Below are 18,198 nucleotides of genomic sequence, written 5' to 3'. Positions count from 1 at the left end.
TTCGCAGGAGGAACCCCGGTAGGATCCCGCCGCCCTGTTGAAAGAGGAGAGAGCGGCGGCGGGTATCCTGTCTCGTTGATCAATAATTATAGGCGCGCTCGCCATGCTCGCCGAGGTCGAGCCCTTCGCGTTCGACCTCTTCCGAAACCCGAAGGCCGGTGAGCGCCTTGGCGATGGTGACCGCGATGACGGTGCCGATGGTGGCCCAGACGATGGCGACGAGGACCGCGACGACCTGCGTTGCGACCTGGGCGCCGATGCCGACGCTGCCGTCGCCGGGGCCGCCGAGGCCGGGCGCATAGACGATGCCGGTGCCGATCGCGCCGACGATGCCGCCGATGCCGTGGATGCCGAAGGCGTCGAGCGCGTCGTCATAACCAAGCTTGGGCTTGAGCACGGTCACCGCATAGAAGCAGATCACCGAGGCGACGGCGCCGAGCACGATGGCGCCGAACGGCCCCGAATTGCCCGCCGCGGGGGTCACCGCGACCAGGCCGGCGATGATACCCGAGCAGAAGCCGAGCGCCGACGGCTTGTGGCCCGCGACCTTCTCGGCCAGCATCCAGGCGAGCGCGGCCGACGCGGTGGCGACGAAGGTGTTGATCATCGCGAGCGCCGCCGAACCATTGGCCTCGAGCGCCGAGCCGGCGTTGAAGCCGAACCAGCCCACCCAGAGCAGGCCGGTGCCGACCATCGTCAGGGTCAGCGAATGCGGTGCCATGATTTCCTTCTGATAGCCGAGGCGCTTGCCGAGCATCAGCGACGCGACAAGCGCCGAGACACCCGCATTGATGTGCACGACGGTGCCGCCCGCGAAGTCGAGTGCCGCCGGCAACGACGTGCCGAACATGCCGCCCTCGAACAGGAAGCCGCCGGCCGCCCACACCATGTGCGCGATCGGGAAATAGACGATCGTCAGCCAGATGGCGCCGAAGATCAGCGCGGCCGAGAATTTCATCCGCTCGACCGTCGCGCCGATGACCAGCGCGAGGGTGATTGCGGCAAAGGTCATCTGGAAGCTGATGAACACATATTCGGGCAGCTTGAAGTCGTCGCTGAAGGTGTCGGCGAGGCTGTCGGGGGTCACGCCCGCCAGGAAGAACTTGCCCCAGGAGATGAAGGCATTGCCCTCGGGCCCGAAGGCGAGGCCATAGCCGTAGACGACCCAGATGATCATCGCGAGGCAGGCCAGCGCGCCGACCTGCGTCATCGTCGACAACATGTTCTTGGCGCGGGTAAGACCGCCGTAGAACAGCGCGAGGCCGGGCAGGATCATCGCCAGCACCAACACGGTCGACACCATCATCCACGCGGTGTCGCCCTTATCGACGACCGGTGCGGGCGCCGCCGCGGCGGCATCCTGCGCCCAGGCGGGCAGCGCAGCGAACAGCGCGAGGCCCGCGGCCCCGGCACCCGCCGCAAATTTGTTTGCGAACGTCATATTATCCCCCTTCGTCATTAGAGCGCGGCCTCGCCGGTCTCGCCGGTGCGGATGCGCACCGCCTGACCCACGTCGAGGACGAAAATCTTGCCGTCGCCGATCGAGCCGGTGCCGGCGCTTTGCTGGAGCGTTTCGACGACCCGCGGCGCGAGCGCGTCGTCGCAGACGAGCTCGATCTTCACCTTCGGGACCATGTTGGTGGCATATTCGGCGCCGCGGTAGATTTCGGTTTGCCCCTTTTGCCGCCCGAACCCCTTGACCTCGGTCACGGTCATGCCGGCGATGCCGAGCCCGGTGAGCGCTTCGCGCACCTCGTCGAGCTTGAACGGTTTGATGATAGCCAGGATCAGCTTCATGATGCCCCCTTTTGCTGTGCTGCAAATGTTGCGGTGCAACAGGCGTGCCAAATTGCGCGGGCACGGCAATTATTGACATTTTCGGAAGTTTTCGGGCGTAGCCGCATTCGAAACGGTCGTCGAATGGGCAGGCTGAGCAGCGCTATGCCTATTTTTTGTGCAGGTGGTGGCTGTGCGGCGAGGCGGGTGATGGCGGCTTGCGGCCAGTTGCAGCCACCCCATTCACCGTCACCCCGGACTTGATCCGGGGTCCCGCTTGCTCTCGAAAACAACAGATGGCTTCAAAAAAGTGGGATCCCGGGTCAAGCCCGGGATGACGAAAGTGGGTAGTGCCTATGGCCCCTCTCCACCCCAATGCCGCTATAGGCATGTTCTACGGTCGACCCCGCGCGGCTACCCGTCCGCCTTCATGAACCGCGCCCAGATCGGCAGATGGTCCGACGCGCGCGCCGCCAGGGCGCTGCGGTGGACCCCCGCCTCGACGGCCTCGAGGTCGGGCGAGGCGAAGATGCGGTCGAGCTTCGCCACCGGGCGGCGGCTATGAAAGCTGTGGCCGGTATCGACAAGGCGATGCTGCTGGCCGAAATCGGCCAGGCAACCGCCCGACGCGCGCCATTCGTTGCAGTCGCCCATCAGGATCGTCGGCAATTCCTCGCCATCGGCGATGTGATGGAGGATCGCGCGCGCCTGCTGGCGGCGGCGCAGCCCCGAAATGTCGAGGTGCATGCCGACCACCCGCAACCGCGTGTCGCCGATGCGGATCGTCGCGGCGACGGCGCCGCGGGGCTCGAGCGTCGGCAAATGGAGCGCGTGGCTTTCCTCGACCTCGGCGCCCTTGCGGACGAGCAGGGCATTGCCGTGCCAGCCGATGCTGTGCGGGCGGTCGGTGAGGGCAACGGGCACATAATCGCTATGGTCTTCGAGCATGTGCGGCGGGATCGCGCTGGCGCGGGTGCCGAACCGGCGGTCGGCCTCCTGCAGCGCGACGATATCGGCGTCGAGCTCGCCGAGCACCGACAGCACCCGCCCCGGGTCGCGGCGGCGATCGAGCCCGATGCCCTTGCGCATATTGTAACTGGCGACCTTGATCATGGGCGGGAGAGAGCGGCTTTCCTTGGGTTTGTCCTGATCAGGACGAATGAGGAGCGGATTCGGTTGCGCCGCTAGTCCGCCCCGAATTCGGCCAGCAAGGCCTTTGCCTCGCCCAGATCCTCGTCCAGCACCATCACGCGCACGGGAATGAGCAGCCCGACGCTTTCGGCGATATTCATCCCCGCGTCGAAGCAGACCGCATGCACCCCGGCGCTTTCGAGCCGCCCGCGCAGTAGCTCGGCCTCGGCGCCGCTCGGCAGGCGGATCAGCTCGACGAGCGCCATCAGACGGGGTCGCCGGTGACGAAACGGTCGGTTGGGCGCGTCGGCAGGCCGTCGATGCTTGTCGTGCGTTCCCGGAATTTTTCGACCCACAGCACCGGGTCGGCCTGGCGGTGATATTTTTGCAGCGTGTCGCGTTCATGGCTGAGTTCCATCATCGGCACCCCCCAGCCGCAGCTCGTCTGCACGCTTTCGACATCGATCATGAAAATCTGGCGCGTGCCGGGCAGCAGGGTGAAGTGCGCCGCCGCCGCGTCCCACCCGGCATCCTGCGGCAGCACCGCGCGCCCGCGGCCATAGATGCGCAGGATCAAGGCGCTGCGATCGAAGGCGCAGAACATCAGCGTAATCCGGCCCTGGTCTTTCTGGCCAGCGGCGAGGTGCGCATGCGTCTCGTTCCCCGATCCGCCGAAGTCGAGATAGGCGACCTCGCCGCGCGACAGCACGCGAAACGTGTCGGCATAGCCCTTTGGCGACAGGTTGATGCGGCCGTCGGCGGCAGCGGTCGCGGTAAAGAAGATCGGCTGCTTCTCGATGAAGGCGATATGCTTGTCGGTCAGCGCATCGGTGAATTCGGCCATGGTCGGGGCTCCGCAGGGTTGCATCCTGCTCCTATCACCAATTTTTGCCCTCTTCTATCGCGGCTTCCTCGTCGGGGCGGCTGGCGCGGCCGAGCGCGGCGTTGCGATGCGGGAAGCGACCGAAGCGGTCGATGATGTCGAAATGCTTTTGCGCATATTCGAGCGAGCGCGGATCGGCGAGTTGAGCCATCAGGCGCAGCGATTCGCGCTGGTCGGCGATATCCTCGCTATGTTCGAAGGGCAGATAGACGAATTGGCGCCGGTCCTCTGCGACATCGCGGTCCCAGCCGCGCTCGACCATCGCGCGGGCGACGGCGCGCGCCAGATCGTCGGTCGCGAACGCATCGGCGTGGTCGCGATAGATGTTGCGCGGCACCTGGTCGAACAGGATTGCCGCGGCGAGCGCGGTGTCGCGATCGGTGAGGAAACTGCTCGCGGGCTCTGAGCGCAGCGCGTCGTGCCAGCCGGCCGCGAGCGCGCGCACCTCGGCATCGAAATCCGGCCCGCCCCCGTACCAGTCGTCGAAGCCGTGCGCATCGAACCAGAAGGCGAGCAACTGCTGTGCCCAGTCGGCGGGGGGAGGGGGAGGAGTCATTTCAATTTATCCGTCATTGCGAGCGTAGCGAAGCAATCCAGAGCGGCTCAGCACCGCTCTGGATTGCCACGGGCCTTTGGCCCTCGCAATGACGAAAGAGCCTAATTCGCCTTGGCGCGGCGGTACGGCACGAATTCGCCGAGCGACACGAAGCCGCTGTACATATGGCTGGTGCGGTCGCGCAGTTCGATGGTGTCGATGCTGCACAGCTGGCTGCCGGTCAGTTTGGTGACGAGGATATCGTCGTCATCGAGCGATTCGGCACCGCCCTTGGGCCGGTTGACCCACAGGGTGCTGCCGACGCGATAGACGATCGCGGTCTTGTCGATGATCTGGCTGCTGCTCGCCGAGGCGAGCGGAATGCAGTCCTGCGGCGCCCCCGCGACGCGGCCGTCGAGCAATTTCTCGAGCCGCGCCTCGGGCGCGAGCTTGTCCTTCGCGGCGGCAACGCCGGGCGCGGCCGCCACGGCGGCGGCGGCAAGGATAGTGAAAATCAGCGGACGCATGCTTCGACTCCTGTGCTTCGTAACGCAGCTCCCCGCGATTTTCTTACGCTCCGCCGCGTTAACGGCGGCTGACTGGCGCTGGCGACGATAAAATGAACGACGACGTTGGGGTGGGGAGCTGGCGTTGGGCCTGTCGGCTGTGTACCCCGCCGAAAGCCGGGGCCCAGAGCGCCCCAAAGCTTGCGTTGCGTGATGCCGCCATGGACCCCGGCTTTCGCCGGGGTCCACGAAGGAACGGTAGCTACCGGCTGCTTCCTGGCCTTTTTTCGTCATCCCGGGCTTGACCCGGGATCCCGCTTTCTTTGGGCCATCCGCTGTTTTCATGATCAAGCGGGACCCCGGATCAAGTCCGGGGTGACGATGTTCTTAAAGGTCCGCTAACAGCCGCAACCTGTCACCGCCTCCCCGGCAGGATCAGCACGCCCCATCGGGAAGCGGGATGCCGAGCGGGCCCTTGCATTTCTTCTTCTTCGGCTTTTCGGCCGGCGCGGCGTCGTCACTGCCGCCGCTCATCCCGCCCATCCCGCCGAAATCGGCGCCGATCAGCAGCATCGTGTGCGAGCGGAAACGCACTTTTGCGGTCCAGTCGATATTCCACACCGCATTGCCCGCGGGCTTGGGCGGGTAGGAGAAATTGGCCTCGGGCCCGAAGGCGTTGAGATTGCCGACCATCATCTCGCCCGACGCCTTCTTGACCTCGGCGGGGATCTGACAGCTCGTCTGCGACGGCGGCATCACGATCTTCCTGGTGATCAGGCCCGCGACGGTCGAGGGCGGCAGCCAGTCCCACAGGCCGCCGCCGAATTCCTTCGTCGCGCTGCTTGTCCACCACACGACGTCGCCTGCCCCAGATTGCCCAGCGCCCGCGCGGTCCATGCCGCCGAAGGCCCACGCCGCATAACCTGTGGCGGGCTGGAGCGCGCCCCAGCGGACCATCACTGACCCGTCGGGCTGGACCGTCGTCGACGCCTGCAGGCCCGGCATATAATCCTGCGCGAGGGTGAAATTGATGTCGGAGCCATAGTTGCTCGCGATCCGGTGCGCGCCGAGCAGCGAGGACCCCGACGAAGGCGGCTTGCCGCCCTTGCCGTTCGGCCAATGCGTATAGGAGCGGCTGTTCGCGGCCGACACCTCGCGGATGACCGGCACCGCGCTCGACATCAGGCCTGGCGGCATCTGTCCGGCGGCGACCTTGGCGAAATCGATGATCACCGGCTGGCCCGGGCCCGCCTTGGCACCGCAGCCCCAATAGAGGAGCAAGCGGCCCTTCGGCCGCTCGAATGTGCCGGGCGTATCGGGCGTCCCGCGTTCGGGCGCGATCAGCGGCAGCGATTTGCCGACCTTCGCCTGCGGCAGAAAGAAATGGTCGCCCTTCGGCGGCGGCGCGGTGGCCGCGTCGTTCGAACCGAGGCGGAGGTCGAGCATATAGGCGACCTTGCTCGACGGGTCGCCGCCGAACATCATCCCCATCGCGCCGCCGATGCCGCCCTTTCCGCCGCCCATCGCGGCGAGGCCCGACGTCGTCGCGACGTCCATTTCATATCGTTCCTTGGGCCCGGTCGATTTTTGCGCCGATTTTTGGGCCAAGCCGGGAACGGCGGCAAGCATCGCGGCGACGGCGGCCACGGAAATGAAACGCAGATTCGAACGCATGATGATCCCCCTGTTGCAGGGCATGGCCCCGCGGATGATGCGACCCGATTCTTATCCTGTTTGCATGACTATAGGCGCGCAAGGGACGGACGCCAAGTGAGGCGGATCACAGGGCGCTCAACCTCCCCCTTGATGGGGGAGGCGGCTAGACTTGCCAGCTTGTTGACTGGGTCGCGTGGCCAAATTCGTAATTTGTCGGAACGGCGGTTTTGGGGTGCAGAGCAGACATATAGCCCTCTCCCCTTTAGGGGAGAGGGTTGGGAGAGGGGGACGTGGCCAAACCCCTCTCAACTCCGGCTAGCCAGCAAGCTGGCAAGCCTGCGTATCTCTCCCCTAAAGGGGAGAGAGTAATCCGTGGAGATGCCATGGCGGGATGACGCGCCATCACCCTATCCAACTTCGCCTAATCGCTACGCGATAAGGCTCCATATCCCTCCCCATCGAGGGGGAAGGAGCTTTATGCCGTTCCGCCCACCGTCAGCCCGCTGACCAGCAGCGTCGGCTGGCCGACGCCCGCGGGGACGCTCTGGCCGCCCTTGCCGCAGATGCCGATGCCTTCGTCGATCGCCATGTCGTTCCCGATGCCCTCGACCTTGGTCAGCACGCTCGGCCCGTCGCCGATCAGCGTCGCGCCCTTGATCGGTGTGCCGATCTTGCCATTCTCGATCTTATACGCCTCGGTGCAGCTGAAGACGAACTTGCCCGACACGATGTCGACCTGCCCGCCGCCGAAGCTTTTGGCGAAGATGCCGTTCTTGACCCGGCTCAGCAATTCGGCGGGGTCGTCGCTCCCGCCCTTCATGAAGGTGTTGGTCATCCGCGGCATCGGGGCGTGCGCGAAGCTTTCGCGGCGCCCGTTGCCGGTCGGCTCTGTCCCCATCAGCCGCGCGTTGAGCCGGTCCTGCATATAGCCCTTGAGGATGCCGTCCTCGATCAGCACCGTCTCGCCGGTCGGGGTGCCTTCGTCGTCGATGCTCAGCGAGCCGCGGCGGCCGCCGCCGACCGGGCTGTCCATCGCGCCGTCGTCGACCACCGTGACGCCGGGTGCCGCGACGCGTTCTCCAATTCTTCCCGAAAAGGCGCTGGTGCCCTTGCGGTTGAAATCGCCCTCGAGCCCGTGGCCGACGGCTTCGTGCAGCAGCACGCCCGGCCAGCCGGGGCCGAGCAGCACGGTGAATTCGCCGGCCGGCGCGTCGACGGCGCGCAGGTTGACGAGCGCCTGGTTCAGCGCCTCGTCGATCGCGCGGTTCCACTGCGCTTCCTCGAACAGATGATCGTACATGTACCGGCCGCCGAGGCCGAAATAGCCGCTCTCGCGCCGCCCATTCTCCTCGACGACGATCGAGACGTTCAGGCGGACGAGCGGGCGGATGTCGGTCGCGAGGAAGCCGTCGGCGCGGACGATCTCGACCACCGACCAGCTGCCCGCGAGCGCGACCGACACCTGCACGACGCGCGGATCGCGCGCGCGCGCGGCGGCGTCGACCTGCTGGCACAGTTCGACCTTCTTCGCGAAGGGGATGAGGTCGAGCGGGTTCGCCTCGTCATATAGATGGCGGTTGGTGCGCGGGGGCGGCGCGGCGTGCGGCTGGTTCGCGGGGTCGAGCAGCGCGAGCGTTTCGGCGGCGCGGCGGATCGCCCCGGCGCTGACGTCGCTCGCATGCGCGAAACCCGTCATCTCGCCCGATACGGCGCGCAGGCCGAAACCCGCGTCGGTCGAATAATCGGCGGTCTTCAGCCGCCCGTCGTCGAATCCGAAGCTCTCGCTGGCGCGATATTGCAGATACAGCTCGCCGTCGTCGGCCTTTGCCAGCGCTTCGCGCGCCAGCTTTTGCGCGAGATCGGGGTCGAGCGCGTCGGCACGATAGAGAAAGCGGCGGGGGTCGGTGGGGCTTGTCATGCTGTAGATATAGGGGGGCGGACGCCCGTCCGCAAACGTCCGGTCAGAGATAGTTTACGGTGAGCGTGAAGGTCCCGCTGTAATCGCCCGCGGGCTGGTTGGCGGGCACCGTCAGCGTGCCGCCGATATAATAGGTCTGGACCCCGCTGGGCAGCAACGTCGTGCCGAGCAGCGCGATGCCGCCGCCGCCGGTGCTGGCGGCGCGGACGAGGCTCGCGGTCATCGTCGGGGCGCCGCCGCCGGCGCGCGACAGCGTCACCGAATTGCTGCCCGACACGGTGATCAGCAGGATGCCGCCGCTGCCCTGGAAGGTGGCGCGCTGCGCATCGTTGCCGACCGACGTCACGCCGCCGCTCGTCGAGCGCGCGCCCGTCACCGGATTGACCGTCACGCTGCCGGCGGCCGTGCCGCTTACCAGCGTTCCGAAATCGAGGTCATCGGTCTTGATCAGCGTGTTCGGCCGGACGATCGCGGCATTGGCGGTGACATTGGTGTCGGCCGCCCGCGCGGGCCCACACCATGAGGTGCTCGCCGTCGCCATGCCGATGGTCAGGGCGCAGAGCGCGCCCCGACAGTTTCTGGTCCCTTGAATCCCCACGATTCTGCTCCTGTCTGGCACAGGCTATGCCAGACAGGGCTTCAGCGATGATGCAGGAGCTTGGTAAAGGGCGCGTTTACCTGAAATGCGCCGCTTTCGTCACTCGCACGGATACCAACGGCCATTTGAAGCCAGATAACGATCGGTTTTCACGTCATAGGTGCCATAGCGATCCTCGCAATATTCGCGGCGCTCGCGCTCTTTTTTCTTTTTGTTTCCGCTGGTTGCGATGGCCGCGACGATGCCGCCGACCACCACCGCACCGACGGCGCCGGCCACGACCCCGTCCTTCTTGGCATCCTTCCGCTTCTTGCGTTCCCATTCGCGGCGATCGCGATCGTTACGGCCATGCTGCTCCTTTTCCCACCGGCCACGATCGCGATCGCGGTCGCGATCCCTGTCCCGCTCGCGGTCCCGCTCGCAATTGGTGCGGCTTCGTCCTTCGAGGCCGCGGCAGGTGCGGACGCTCTCCCAGCTTTGGGCGGCGGCGGGGGCGCTCACCGGTACCAGCGCCGCCACATAGGCCAGTGCTCCGACGGCCAACACCAAAGGACGATTTCGGAATGCCACGATTTTTCTCCATAAGATCAGATGCGGAGAAAGGCTTTTCTCCTTGCGGCCCTAAGACACCGACGCGGGCAGGCATCCCCACCAAAAAAAATGGGGGGCGGGGTTTGGCCGATTTGATCAGTGAATCGCGATGCGTCCGCAGGCCCCGGGGCGAGACATCACGTTATGGCGCGGCCCGCATTCTCGCCGGTCTTGGCATCGCCAAGCCACGAGATGTTTATGAGGGAAGCCGGGCGAGGTCGCGTGAGTTCGGCCGGCGCATACCAAAAACGGGTTTACCCTACATGGAAGGCTCAGCCGCCGCAGTTAAACCCTGGCGGCGATGCCGCCGAAGCTTAGCCCTTGTCGGCGATGCCGCCGACGAGAATGAAGCGCCGGTCGCAATAGCCGCAGTCGGCGAAGCCTTCGTCGGTGTCGATCTCGAGCCACACGCGGGGATGGCCGAGCGCGGCGTTGGCCAGCCCGTCGCCCGTGCCGTCGCAGGCGACGCGGGTCTTGGGCGTACGGATCGTTTCGGGGGCGGGGGCTGCGTTGCTCATCGTTCGCGCCCATAGCAAGCGGCGAGGCCGCCCGCAATCTGCTCTCTATCGGTTCGGTCTTTCAGCGCAGTGCCGACCGCGGCGTCGGGTCGAGGCGCAGTATCTGCGGCGCGCGCTCCTCGGCGTCTTGCAGCGTCGCCGCGACCTCGCTTTGCCACCGCGCGGAGCCGCGAGCGCGGGCGAGTGCCGCGTCGATGGCGTCATGGCTCGCGCCGCGAACGAACCAGATCAGCAATTTGCGATCGTCACGGATAGGCAGGGCCGGGAAATTATTCGGCTCGCCGAGCGGCACATAGGCGCCCGTGACCTCGACTCCGGCGGCTGCGAGCACGGGCTGCATCCGGCCTGCGAAGAAGGCCGCAAAGCCCTCGTCGGGCAGCTTCCACAGATATTCGATCACCGCCTGCACCGCGCCGCCCGCCGCCGCCGCCGGAGCGCGGGAAGGCGCCGCGCCGAAGGCGAGGCCGGGTGCCGCCGGGCGCAGCAGCAGTACATTGTCGTTGTCGACCAGCATCGGGTTGGCGGCATTGCGGTGCGCCTGCCACACCGGGCCGTAATAGAAATCCTTCAGCCCGCGCTCGCGCGCAGGCATGTCGCGAAAGGCGCGTATCCAGGTGAAGCGATCGGTGTGGTCCCGATCGCGAAACTGGCCGACCAACCGCATCCCCAGCGCCTCCTGACTGTCGACGAATTGCGCATCGAACAGCGCGACGAAGGCATCGCGCTGTCCTTCGACCAGCTTGTACTGGCGAAACTCGACGATCTGTGCGTCAGCCGTATCGGCCGCTTTTGCCGATCCCATGGTGACCGCCGAACAGGCCATCCATATCGCCCCGACCCATGTCCTGATCATCTTCGACATTCCCAAACCTGTGTTCCCCGGCGAAAGCCGGGACCGATGCGAGATTCCGCCGCCCCTCTGGACCCGGCTTTTGCCGGGCACACAGGGCGGCGAAGTCGTTACAATACAGACGGGTTGACCTGTTTTGTCAATATGGAACGCGACGCCCCGTCGCGCATTGGGACTCTCGCGGAAACATCGGCCGCATATGCGAGGTGAACCATGGCAACACGCGCCTATTGGAAGGGACAGATCCGGCTGGCGCTGGTGTCGATCCCGGTCGAAATCTATCCGGCGACCAAATCGGGCGCCGCGGTGAGCTTTCGCCAGATCCACGAACCGAGCGGCAAGCCGGTCAAATATGAAAAGATGGTCCCTGGCATCGGCGCGATCGACACCGACGACATCGTCAAGGGCTATGAGATGTCGAAGGGCAATTATGTCCTGCTCGAAGAGGATGAGATCGAGGCGGTGAAGCTCGAGAGCAAGCGCACGCTCGAACTCGTCCAGTTCGTCGGCACCGACGAGATCGACGTCCTCTATTACACCAAGCCCTATTATGTCGTCCCCGCCGACGAACTCGCCGAAGAGGCCTATATCGTGCTGCGCGAGGCGCTGAAGCGGACGAAGAAGGTCGGGCTCGGCCAGTTGTCGCTGCGCGGGCAGGAACAGCTTGTCGCACTGCGCCCGTGCGGGCGCGGGCTGGTGCTCGAAGTGCTGCGTTACGCCGACGAGGTGAACAAGGCCGCGAATTATTTCCGCGACGTCGGGGGCGGCAAGCCCGACGCCGACCTGCTCGATCTCGCCGAGACGTTGATCGGCAAGAAGTCGGGCAAGTTCGACGCGTCGGACTATCACAATCATTATGTCGACGCGCTGAAGCGCGTGATCGCGAAAAAGGCGAAAGCGAAGGGCAAGAAAATCCTCGAGGATGTCGAGGAGCCCGCCGACGTCGGCCGCGGTTCGAATGTCATCGATCTGATGGCGGCGCTCAAAGCCTCGGTCGAAGGCAAGAAGAAAGCGCCCGCCGGGGAGGATAAGAAGGCACCTGCCAAGAGGGCGCCGGCCAAGAAGGTGCCGGCGCGGAAGCGTGCCTGATGGCCCGGTCCGATCCCCTCGCGCAATATAATGCCAAGCGCGATTTCAGGCTGACACCCGAACCGGCGGGGAAGGTTGCCAAAGGAAAGGGCAACCGGTTCATCGTCCAGAAGCACGACGCGACGCGGCTTCACTATGATTTCCGGCTCGAAGTCGACGGCGTGCTCAAAAGCTGGGCGGTCACCAGGGGGCCAAGCGCCGACCCCGCCGACAAGCGCCTCGCGGTGCGTACCGAAGACCATCCGATGAGCTATGCCGATTTCGAAGGGGCGATTCCGAAGGGCGAATATGGCGGCGGCACCGTGATGCTGTGGGACCGCGGCACCTGGGCGCCGATCGAAGGGAAAAGCGCGCAGGATATCGATAAGGGCCATCTCCATTTCACACTGGAAGGCGAGCGGATGAAGGGCGAATGGCTGCTTGTCCGCATGACGCCGCGCCCGGGCGAAAAGCGCGAGAACTGGCTGTTGCGCAAAGTGAACGACGCTTATGCAGGCGGCGGCGACGACCTGGTCGGGCGGCAACTCACCAGCGTCCTCACCGGGCGGTCGATGGCCGAAATCGCGGGCGACGAGGGCGGCGAGCAATCGCTCGAGGGCGCGAAAGGCCCCGCCTTTGCGAAGAAGATGGCGGCCGCCGCAGCGCATAACAAAAAAATGGCCAAGCCCAAAGCGGGCGGTAAGCCGCCGAAATTCCGGCCGCTCCAGCTCGCGACGCTCGTCGATGCAGTGCCCGGCGGTAACGGCTGGTTGCACGAGATCAAATATGACGGCTACCGCGCCGAAATCGCGGCGGCGGGATCCAAGGTTCGGGTTTATACGCGGAACGGACTCGACTGGACCGCCAAGTTTGCGCCACTGGTCCGTCATATCGCGGCACTCGACCTGCCGCCGTGCGTGATCGATGGCGAAATCATTGCCTATGGCAGCGACGGCAACCCCGATTTCTCCTCGCTTCAAGCGGTGCTCAAGCGCGGCCATGGCGCGCAGGACGAGAAAACCGAGCTGCGCTTCTTTGCCTTCGATTTGCTCGAAGCCGACGGCCATTCGCTGACGAAACTCGGCAATCTTGAACGCAAGGAACGGCTCGAAGCCTTGCTTCGCGATGCCAAGCCGCCGGTTGCGGTCGCCGACCATGTCATCGGCGCGGGGGAAGCGCTCTATGGGGCGATGTGCGAGGCGGGGCAGGAGGGTATCATTTCGAAGCGCGCCGATGCCCCCTATGCAGGCCGCCGCTCGAAAAACTGGGTGAAGGTCAAATGCACCCGGCGGCAGGAGTTCGTGATCGTCGGCTGGAAGCCTTCATCAACGAAAGCGCGTCCTTTCTCGTCGCTGCTCCTCGCGCAGCATGAGGGCGGCAGGCTCGTCTATAAAGGCAATGTCGGTACCGGCTTCGACACCGGCGCCATGGCCGGCCTTGCGAAGAAATTTGCCGCGCGCGCGCGTCAGACCGCGCCGCTCGAAGTCGACCAGGCGGCCGCGCGCAAGGTGCGCTGGCTGCGGCCCGATCTCGTCGCCGAAATCGCCTTTGCCGAATTTACGGGCGGCGGCGCGGTCCGCCACGCAAGCTTCCTCGGCCTGCGCAGCGACAAGGAGGCGAAAGAGGTGACTCCCGAAAAGAAACAGCCGGCGCCCGAACCGGCGAGCGATGTGACGATCAGCAGCCGCGACCGCGTCATCTTTCCCGAGGCAAAGGCGACCAAGGGCGACCTTGCCGATTATTATGCCGCGATCGCCCCCCTGATGCTTGCGCACGCCGCGCGCCGCCCGATCAGCCTTGTCCGCTGCCCGCAAGGCCGCGCGAAGAAATGCTTCTTCCAGAAACATGATTCGGGGTCGTTCGGGGAGCATGTCCACCATATCCCGATCCGCGAGAAGGACGGCGGGCATGAGGATTATCTTTATGTCGACGACGCCGATGGCCTGCTTGCCTGCGTCCAGATGGGGACGATCGAGTTCCATGGCTGGGGCAGCCTTGTCGACACGCTCGAAAAGCCCGACCGCATGGTTTTCGACCTCGACCCCGACAAGGGGCTCGATTTCGCTGCGGTGAAGAAGGCTGCGGTGGACATCCGCCGCCAGCTCGCCGACATCGGGCTGGTCAGCTTCGCGATGCTGTCGGGCGGCAAGGGGGTGCATGTCGTCGTGCCGCTCGATCCGGGGCACAGCTGGGACGCGCACAAGGATTTCTCGAAACGCTTCGCCGAAGCGCTGAGCCTCGCCGAGCCCGACCGCTATGTCGCGACGATGAGCAAGGCAAAACGCAAGGGCAAGATCTTCATCGATTACCTGCGCAACCAGCGCGGCAGCACCGCGATCATGCCCTATTCGGCGCGAGCGCGCGAAAAGGCGCCGGTCGCGGCACCGGTCGGCTGGGACGCGCTCGCCGATATCGGAAGCGCCGGGGCGTGGACGATCGGCGACGCCGAGGCGCTACTCGAACGCGCGGGCAGCGCCGAGCTCAAGGGTTGGGGCTTTGCGAGCCAGACGCTGCCGGGGTTGTAGCAGCCCGGAACGAATAGCGGCTATGGGTTGTGAAGCGGACTTGCGCCGCCCACCTCGTCATCCCGGGCTTGACCCGGGATCCCGCTTTTTTGGGGGCGCCGGCAACTCCTGGGGTCAAGCGGGACCCCGGATCAAGTCCGGGGTGACGATGAATGGGAACGGCAGCTTCCGACCATTATCATCCCAACCCCAATTTCCGCCGTTCGCTCTCGTCGAACACGCGCCCGCGGGTCAGAAACCTTTGCTCGCGGCCGTTATCGAGACTGAACATCCCGCCGCGGCCGGGGACGACGTCGAGGATCAGTTGGGTGTGGGCCCAGGCATCGCCCTGCGCGCGGCCGATATAGACGGGCGCGCCGCCGACATCGCCGAGGTGGATATCGCCCGCGCCGATGCGGAAATCGCCCGCCGGATAGCACATCGGCGACGATCCGTCGCAGCAGCCGCCCGACTGGTGGAACAGGATCGCGCCATATTCGGCCTGCAGCTCGGCGATCAGGGCGAGGGCGGGTTCGGTGGCGATAACGCGGGCGGTCATGCGGCGCCTCCGGCAAGCGGCCCGCGCGCCGATGACGCGCGGGCCGGGGAAATCAGAAAAAGCCGAGCTTTTTCGGGCTGTAGCTCACCAACATATTCTTCGTCTGCTGATAATGGTCGAGCATCATCTTGTGATTTTCGCGCCCGATGCCCGACTGCTTGTAGCCGCCGAACGCCGCATGCGCGGGATAGGCGTGATAGCAGTTGGTCCACACGCGCCCCGCCTTGATCGCGCGGCCGAAGCGGTAGCAGGTGTTGGCGTCGCGGCTCCATACCCCGGCGCCGAGGCCGTACAGCGTGTCGTTGGCGAGTTCGAGCGCCTCGGCATCATCCTTGAAGGTGGTGACCGAAACGACGGGTCCGAAAATCTCTTCCTGGAAGATGCGCATCTTGTTGTGGCCCTTGAGCACGGTCGGCTGGATATAATAGCCGCCCGCAAATTCGCCCCCAAGGTCGGCCGCGCCGCCGCCGATCAGCACTTCGGCGCCTTCCTGGCGGCCGATGTCGAAATAGGAAAGGATCTTCTCGCGCTGTTCGGACGACGCCTGCGCCCCGATCATCGTCGCGGGATCGAGCGGGTTGCCCTGGACGATCGCCGCGACGCGCTTCAGCGCGCGCTCCATGAAGCGGTCGTAGATCTTCTCGTGGATCAGCGCGCGGCTGGGGCAGGTGCAGACCTCGCCCTGGTTGAGCGCGAACATCACGAAACCCTCGATCGCCTTGTCGAAATAATCATCATCCTCGCGCAGGACATCCTCGAAGAAGATGTTGGGCGATTTGCCGCCGAGTTCGAGCGTCACGGGAATCAGATTTTCGCTGGCATATTGCATGATCAGCCGCCCCGTCGTCGTTTCGCCGGTGAAGGCGATCTTGGCGATGCGGTTCGACGAGGCGAGCGGCTTGCCCGCCTCCAGCCCGAAGCCGTTGACGATGTTGAGCACGCCCGGCGGCAACAGGTCGGCGACCAGTTCGGCCCAGACGAGGATCGATGCCGGGGTCTGTTCGGCGGGCTTCAGCACGACGCAATTGCCCGCCGCGAGCGCCGGGGCGAGCTTCCAGCACGCCATCAGCAGCGGGAAATTCCACGGGATGATCTGGCCGACGACGCCCAGCGGCTCGTGGAAATGATAGGCGACGGTATCGTCGTCGATCTCGCCCAGCGAGCCTTCCTGGGCGCGGATCGCGCCGGCGAAATAGCGGAAGTGATCGATCGCCAGCGGCAGGTCGGCGGCCATCGTCTCGCGGATCGGCTTGCCATTGTCCCACGTCTCGGCGGTCGCGAGCTTTTCCAGATTGCTTTCCATCCGGTCGGCGATGCGGCTGAGGATCAGCGCGCGTTCGGCGACCGAGGTGCGGCCCCAGGCGTCCTTTGCCGCGTGCGCCGCATCGAGCGCCGCCTCGATATCGGCGGCGTCCGAGCGCGCGATCTGGCCCACCACCTTGCCGTTGATCGGCGAGACATTGTCGAAATAGCGGCCCGACCGCGGCGGAGCCCATTTGCCGTCGATGAAATTGTCGTAGCGCTCTTTAAATGGCGCCTGCAGCGCGGCGGCGCGGTCCTGAACGATGGCGTCCATATTCTGTTCCTCTTCCCGAAATGCAGCGCCGAATCCGGCCGGCGTTGTCGCGGGCGAGCATTTCATCCGGCGGGCGTGGGGGAAAGCGGCGACGACGACGGGTGAGAGCGACCTGTCTCGCTTATGGTACAGGTCGGGGGATCGAAGCCACGTCAATGGATGGCCTACCGCAAAAGAGGCATGTGTCTCCGCGAAGGCGGGGACCCATCACCGGACGGTTCAAGTTTGCGCCGACCAGTGATGGGCTCCCGCCTTCGCGGGAGCACACCGCTTATTTGTGCAAGGCGGAATCACGCGTCAGCCGCGCAGTCCCGCGCGCGCCATGCGGCGATAGAGGGTCGCGCGGCCGATGCCGAGCAGGCGGGCCGCCTCGCTTGCATTGCCCCCCGCCTGCGCGAGCGCCTGGCGCAGGATCGTGCGGTCGGCCTGCTCGAACGACGGGGCAGCATCACCGCCCATCAGCTGTGCGACGGGGCGCGGCCGTTCGAGCATCGCGTCGGTGACGCCGAGCCGCTGGCGCGCCGCGCGGCTGGCGCCGATCACCAGGTCGTCGCGGTCGGCGGCGAGCAGTTCCCAGCCCGCGGGCGCGTCGCCGAGAAAAATGATGCGCGCGCCCTCGAAATGGCGGCAGAAATAATCGCGCTCGATCCGCCGTGCCGCGTCGCGGACCAGCGCCGCGACCGCCTCCGCCATCGCGGGGCCATGATCGTCGCGGCAGCTCGATACGTCGAGCGCGGCGATCAGCCGGCCGTGCGGGTCGTGCACCGGCGCGTCCATGCAGCTGATGTCGATGTTGCGGCTGGCGAAATGCTGGTCGCGGTGGATGATCACCGGCTTGTCCTCGAACAGACAGGTCCCGATGCCGTTGGTGCCTTCCTCGGCCTCGCTCCACCGGCCGCCGGTCACCAGCCCCGCCTCGGCAAAGGCGTCGCGATCGCCGTCGCCGACCCGGTGGTCGAGGATCGCGCCGCTGGCGTCGCTCAATATGACGCCGCAGCCCGAACGGCCGACGGCGCGGAACATCTGGTCGAGGACGGGAATGGCGACCGCGAGCAGCGGTTCATGTGCTTCGCGCTTGTCGGCGATCGCGCGCGCGTCGAGCAGTTCGCGCTTGCCTTCGGACGCGGGGTCGAGCCGGTGGTGCAGCGCCGACCGGCACCATGACGCGGCCACCGGCGACACCGCCGCGCGCCGCGGCGAGCGCACCGTGTCGAACACCTGGTCGGCGTGCTGGTGGGCGGTCTCTGTCATCGATCCTCTCGCCGCCACAATGCGCTTCTCTGCCCGGCCCGTCAAATCGGTGGGAAGGCGGCCGCGGCGCCTTGCGGGCATATCCGGTTTCTGAGCTTGCGAGTTCACCGAATATGCCGCGGACGTGCCGAGATAGCCGGATGGCGCCGGATTCCGCAAGGCGGCGATGCGAATGGCGGGTTTCGGCCGATTGCGGACGTTCTTCTCCCCTCCCTTTTAGGGAGGGGCTGGGGGTGGGTAGCCGCCGAAGGCGGCGCTCTTCCTCTTGCTCGCTGCGC

General features: G+C 65.8%; 18 protein-coding genes. 2 read left to right on the top strand and 16 right to left on the bottom strand.

Features of this window, described 5'->3' with window-relative positions; translation table 11 throughout:
* Positions 1 to 79 precede the first annotated feature (79 nt).
* The 13 genes from FHR22_RS16395 to FHR22_RS16335 form a co-directional block, all read right to left on the bottom strand.
* Positions 80 to 1,441 carry an ammonium transporter gene (locus FHR22_RS16395; protein WP_166944784.1) on the bottom strand — a complete coding sequence of 454 codons (1,362 nt, stop codon included), beginning with the start codon at positions 1,439 to 1,441 and terminating at the stop codon, positions 80 to 82.
* A gap of 17 nt (positions 1,442 to 1,458) precedes the next feature.
* On the bottom strand, positions 1,459 to 1,797 hold the full coding sequence (locus tag FHR22_RS16390; RefSeq protein ID WP_003043080.1) for a P-II family nitrogen regulator: 339 nt from the start codon (positions 1,795 to 1,797) through the stop codon (positions 1,459 to 1,461).
* 393 nt (positions 1,798 to 2,190) lie between these two features.
* A complete protein-coding gene (locus FHR22_RS16385) occupies positions 2,191 to 2,889 on the bottom strand; it encodes an endonuclease/exonuclease/phosphatase family protein (protein ID WP_166944783.1) in 699 nt (232 codons plus the stop codon).
* 71 nt (positions 2,890 to 2,960) lie between these two features.
* On the bottom strand, positions 2,961 to 3,173 hold the full coding sequence (locus tag FHR22_RS16380; protein ID WP_166944782.1) for a putative signal transducing protein: 213 nt from the start codon (positions 3,171 to 3,173) through the stop codon (positions 2,961 to 2,963).
* The gene (locus tag FHR22_RS16375; RefSeq protein WP_166944781.1) at positions 3,173 to 3,751 is read right to left on the bottom strand and encodes a pyridoxamine 5'-phosphate oxidase family protein; all 579 of its coding nucleotides are present in this window, start codon (positions 3,749 to 3,751) and stop codon (positions 3,173 to 3,175) included. Before FHR22_RS16375 ends, FHR22_RS16380 begins: the two co-directional genes overlap by 1 nt.
* 34 nt (positions 3,752 to 3,785) lie before the next feature.
* On the bottom strand, positions 3,786 to 4,346 hold the full coding sequence (locus FHR22_RS16370) for a DUF924 family protein (RefSeq protein ID WP_166944780.1): 561 nt from the start codon (positions 4,344 to 4,346) through the stop codon (positions 3,786 to 3,788).
* Positions 4,347 to 4,447: 101 nt separating this feature from the next.
* On the bottom strand, positions 4,448 to 4,852 hold the full coding sequence (locus FHR22_RS16365) for a hypothetical protein (protein ID WP_166944779.1): 405 nt from the start codon (positions 4,850 to 4,852) through the stop codon (positions 4,448 to 4,450).
* A 414-nt stretch (positions 4,853 to 5,266) separates the two neighbouring features.
* Positions 5,267 to 6,505, bottom strand: coding sequence for a hypothetical protein (locus FHR22_RS16360; RefSeq protein ID WP_166944778.1), 1,239 nt, complete (start codon positions 6,503 to 6,505; stop codon positions 5,267 to 5,269).
* 457 nt (positions 6,506 to 6,962) lie between these two features.
* The gene (gene tldD, locus FHR22_RS16355; protein ID WP_166944777.1) at positions 6,963 to 8,405 is read right to left on the bottom strand and encodes a metalloprotease TldD; all 1,443 of its coding nucleotides are present in this window, start codon (positions 8,403 to 8,405) and stop codon (positions 6,963 to 6,965) included.
* A 43-nt stretch (positions 8,406 to 8,448) separates the two neighbouring features.
* Complete coding sequence (locus FHR22_RS16350) at positions 8,449 to 8,946, bottom strand: DUF4402 domain-containing protein (protein ID WP_166944776.1); 498 nt, start codon at positions 8,944 to 8,946, stop codon at positions 8,449 to 8,451.
* A gap of 156 nt (positions 8,947 to 9,102) precedes the next feature.
* Positions 9,103 to 9,573 (bottom strand): hypothetical protein, encoded by a 471-nt coding sequence (locus tag FHR22_RS22145; protein ID WP_208417759.1) that lies wholly within the window; start codon positions 9,571 to 9,573, stop codon positions 9,103 to 9,105.
* A 335-nt stretch (positions 9,574 to 9,908) separates the two neighbouring features.
* Positions 9,909 to 10,112, bottom strand: a complete 204-nt coding sequence (locus FHR22_RS16340) for a zinc-finger domain-containing protein (RefSeq protein WP_166944775.1) — start codon at positions 10,110 to 10,112, stop codon at positions 9,909 to 9,911.
* A gap of 61 nt (positions 10,113 to 10,173) precedes the next feature.
* Complete coding sequence (locus FHR22_RS16335) at positions 10,174 to 10,965, bottom strand: NIPSNAP family protein (RefSeq protein ID WP_166944774.1); 792 nt, start codon at positions 10,963 to 10,965, stop codon at positions 10,174 to 10,176.
* A 210-nt stretch (positions 10,966 to 11,175) separates the two neighbouring features.
* On the opposite strand from FHR22_RS16335, the gene ku reads away from it, so the two are divergent.
* Positions 11,176 to 12,051, top strand: coding sequence for a non-homologous end joining protein Ku (ku, locus tag FHR22_RS16330; RefSeq protein ID WP_166944773.1), 876 nt, complete (start codon positions 11,176 to 11,178; stop codon positions 12,049 to 12,051).
* Positions 12,051 to 14,555: a DNA ligase D gene (gene ligD, locus FHR22_RS16325; protein ID WP_166944772.1), complete on the top strand. Its 2,505-nt coding sequence runs from the start codon at positions 12,051 to 12,053 to the stop codon at positions 14,553 to 14,555. Before ku ends, ligD begins: the two co-directional genes overlap by 1 nt.
* Positions 14,556 to 14,733: 178 nt before the next feature.
* Here the strand turns inward: ligD and FHR22_RS16320 are convergent, their stop codons facing one another.
* The 3 genes from FHR22_RS16320 to FHR22_RS16310 form a co-directional block, all read right to left on the bottom strand.
* Positions 14,734 to 15,093, bottom strand: a complete 360-nt coding sequence (locus FHR22_RS16320; RefSeq protein WP_166944771.1) for a DUF779 domain-containing protein — start codon at positions 15,091 to 15,093, stop codon at positions 14,734 to 14,736.
* A 52-nt stretch (positions 15,094 to 15,145) separates the two neighbouring features.
* The gene (gene adh, locus FHR22_RS16315) at positions 15,146 to 16,669 is read right to left on the bottom strand and encodes an aldehyde dehydrogenase (protein ID WP_166944770.1); all 1,524 of its coding nucleotides are present in this window, start codon (positions 16,667 to 16,669) and stop codon (positions 15,146 to 15,148) included.
* A gap of 297 nt (positions 16,670 to 16,966) precedes the next feature.
* On the bottom strand, positions 16,967 to 17,920 hold the full coding sequence (locus FHR22_RS16310) for a GAF domain-containing protein (RefSeq protein WP_166944769.1): 954 nt from the start codon (positions 17,918 to 17,920) through the stop codon (positions 16,967 to 16,969).
* Positions 17,921 to 18,198 lie beyond the last annotated feature (278 nt).

Source organism: Sphingopyxis panaciterrae (genome assembly GCF_011762125.1).
GTDB classification, from domain to species: domain Bacteria; phylum Pseudomonadota; class Alphaproteobacteria; order Sphingomonadales; family Sphingomonadaceae; genus Sphingopyxis; species Sphingopyxis panaciterrae.
Note: the sequence above shows the minus strand (reverse complement) of the source record. Positions and strands in the feature narration are given on the sequence as shown.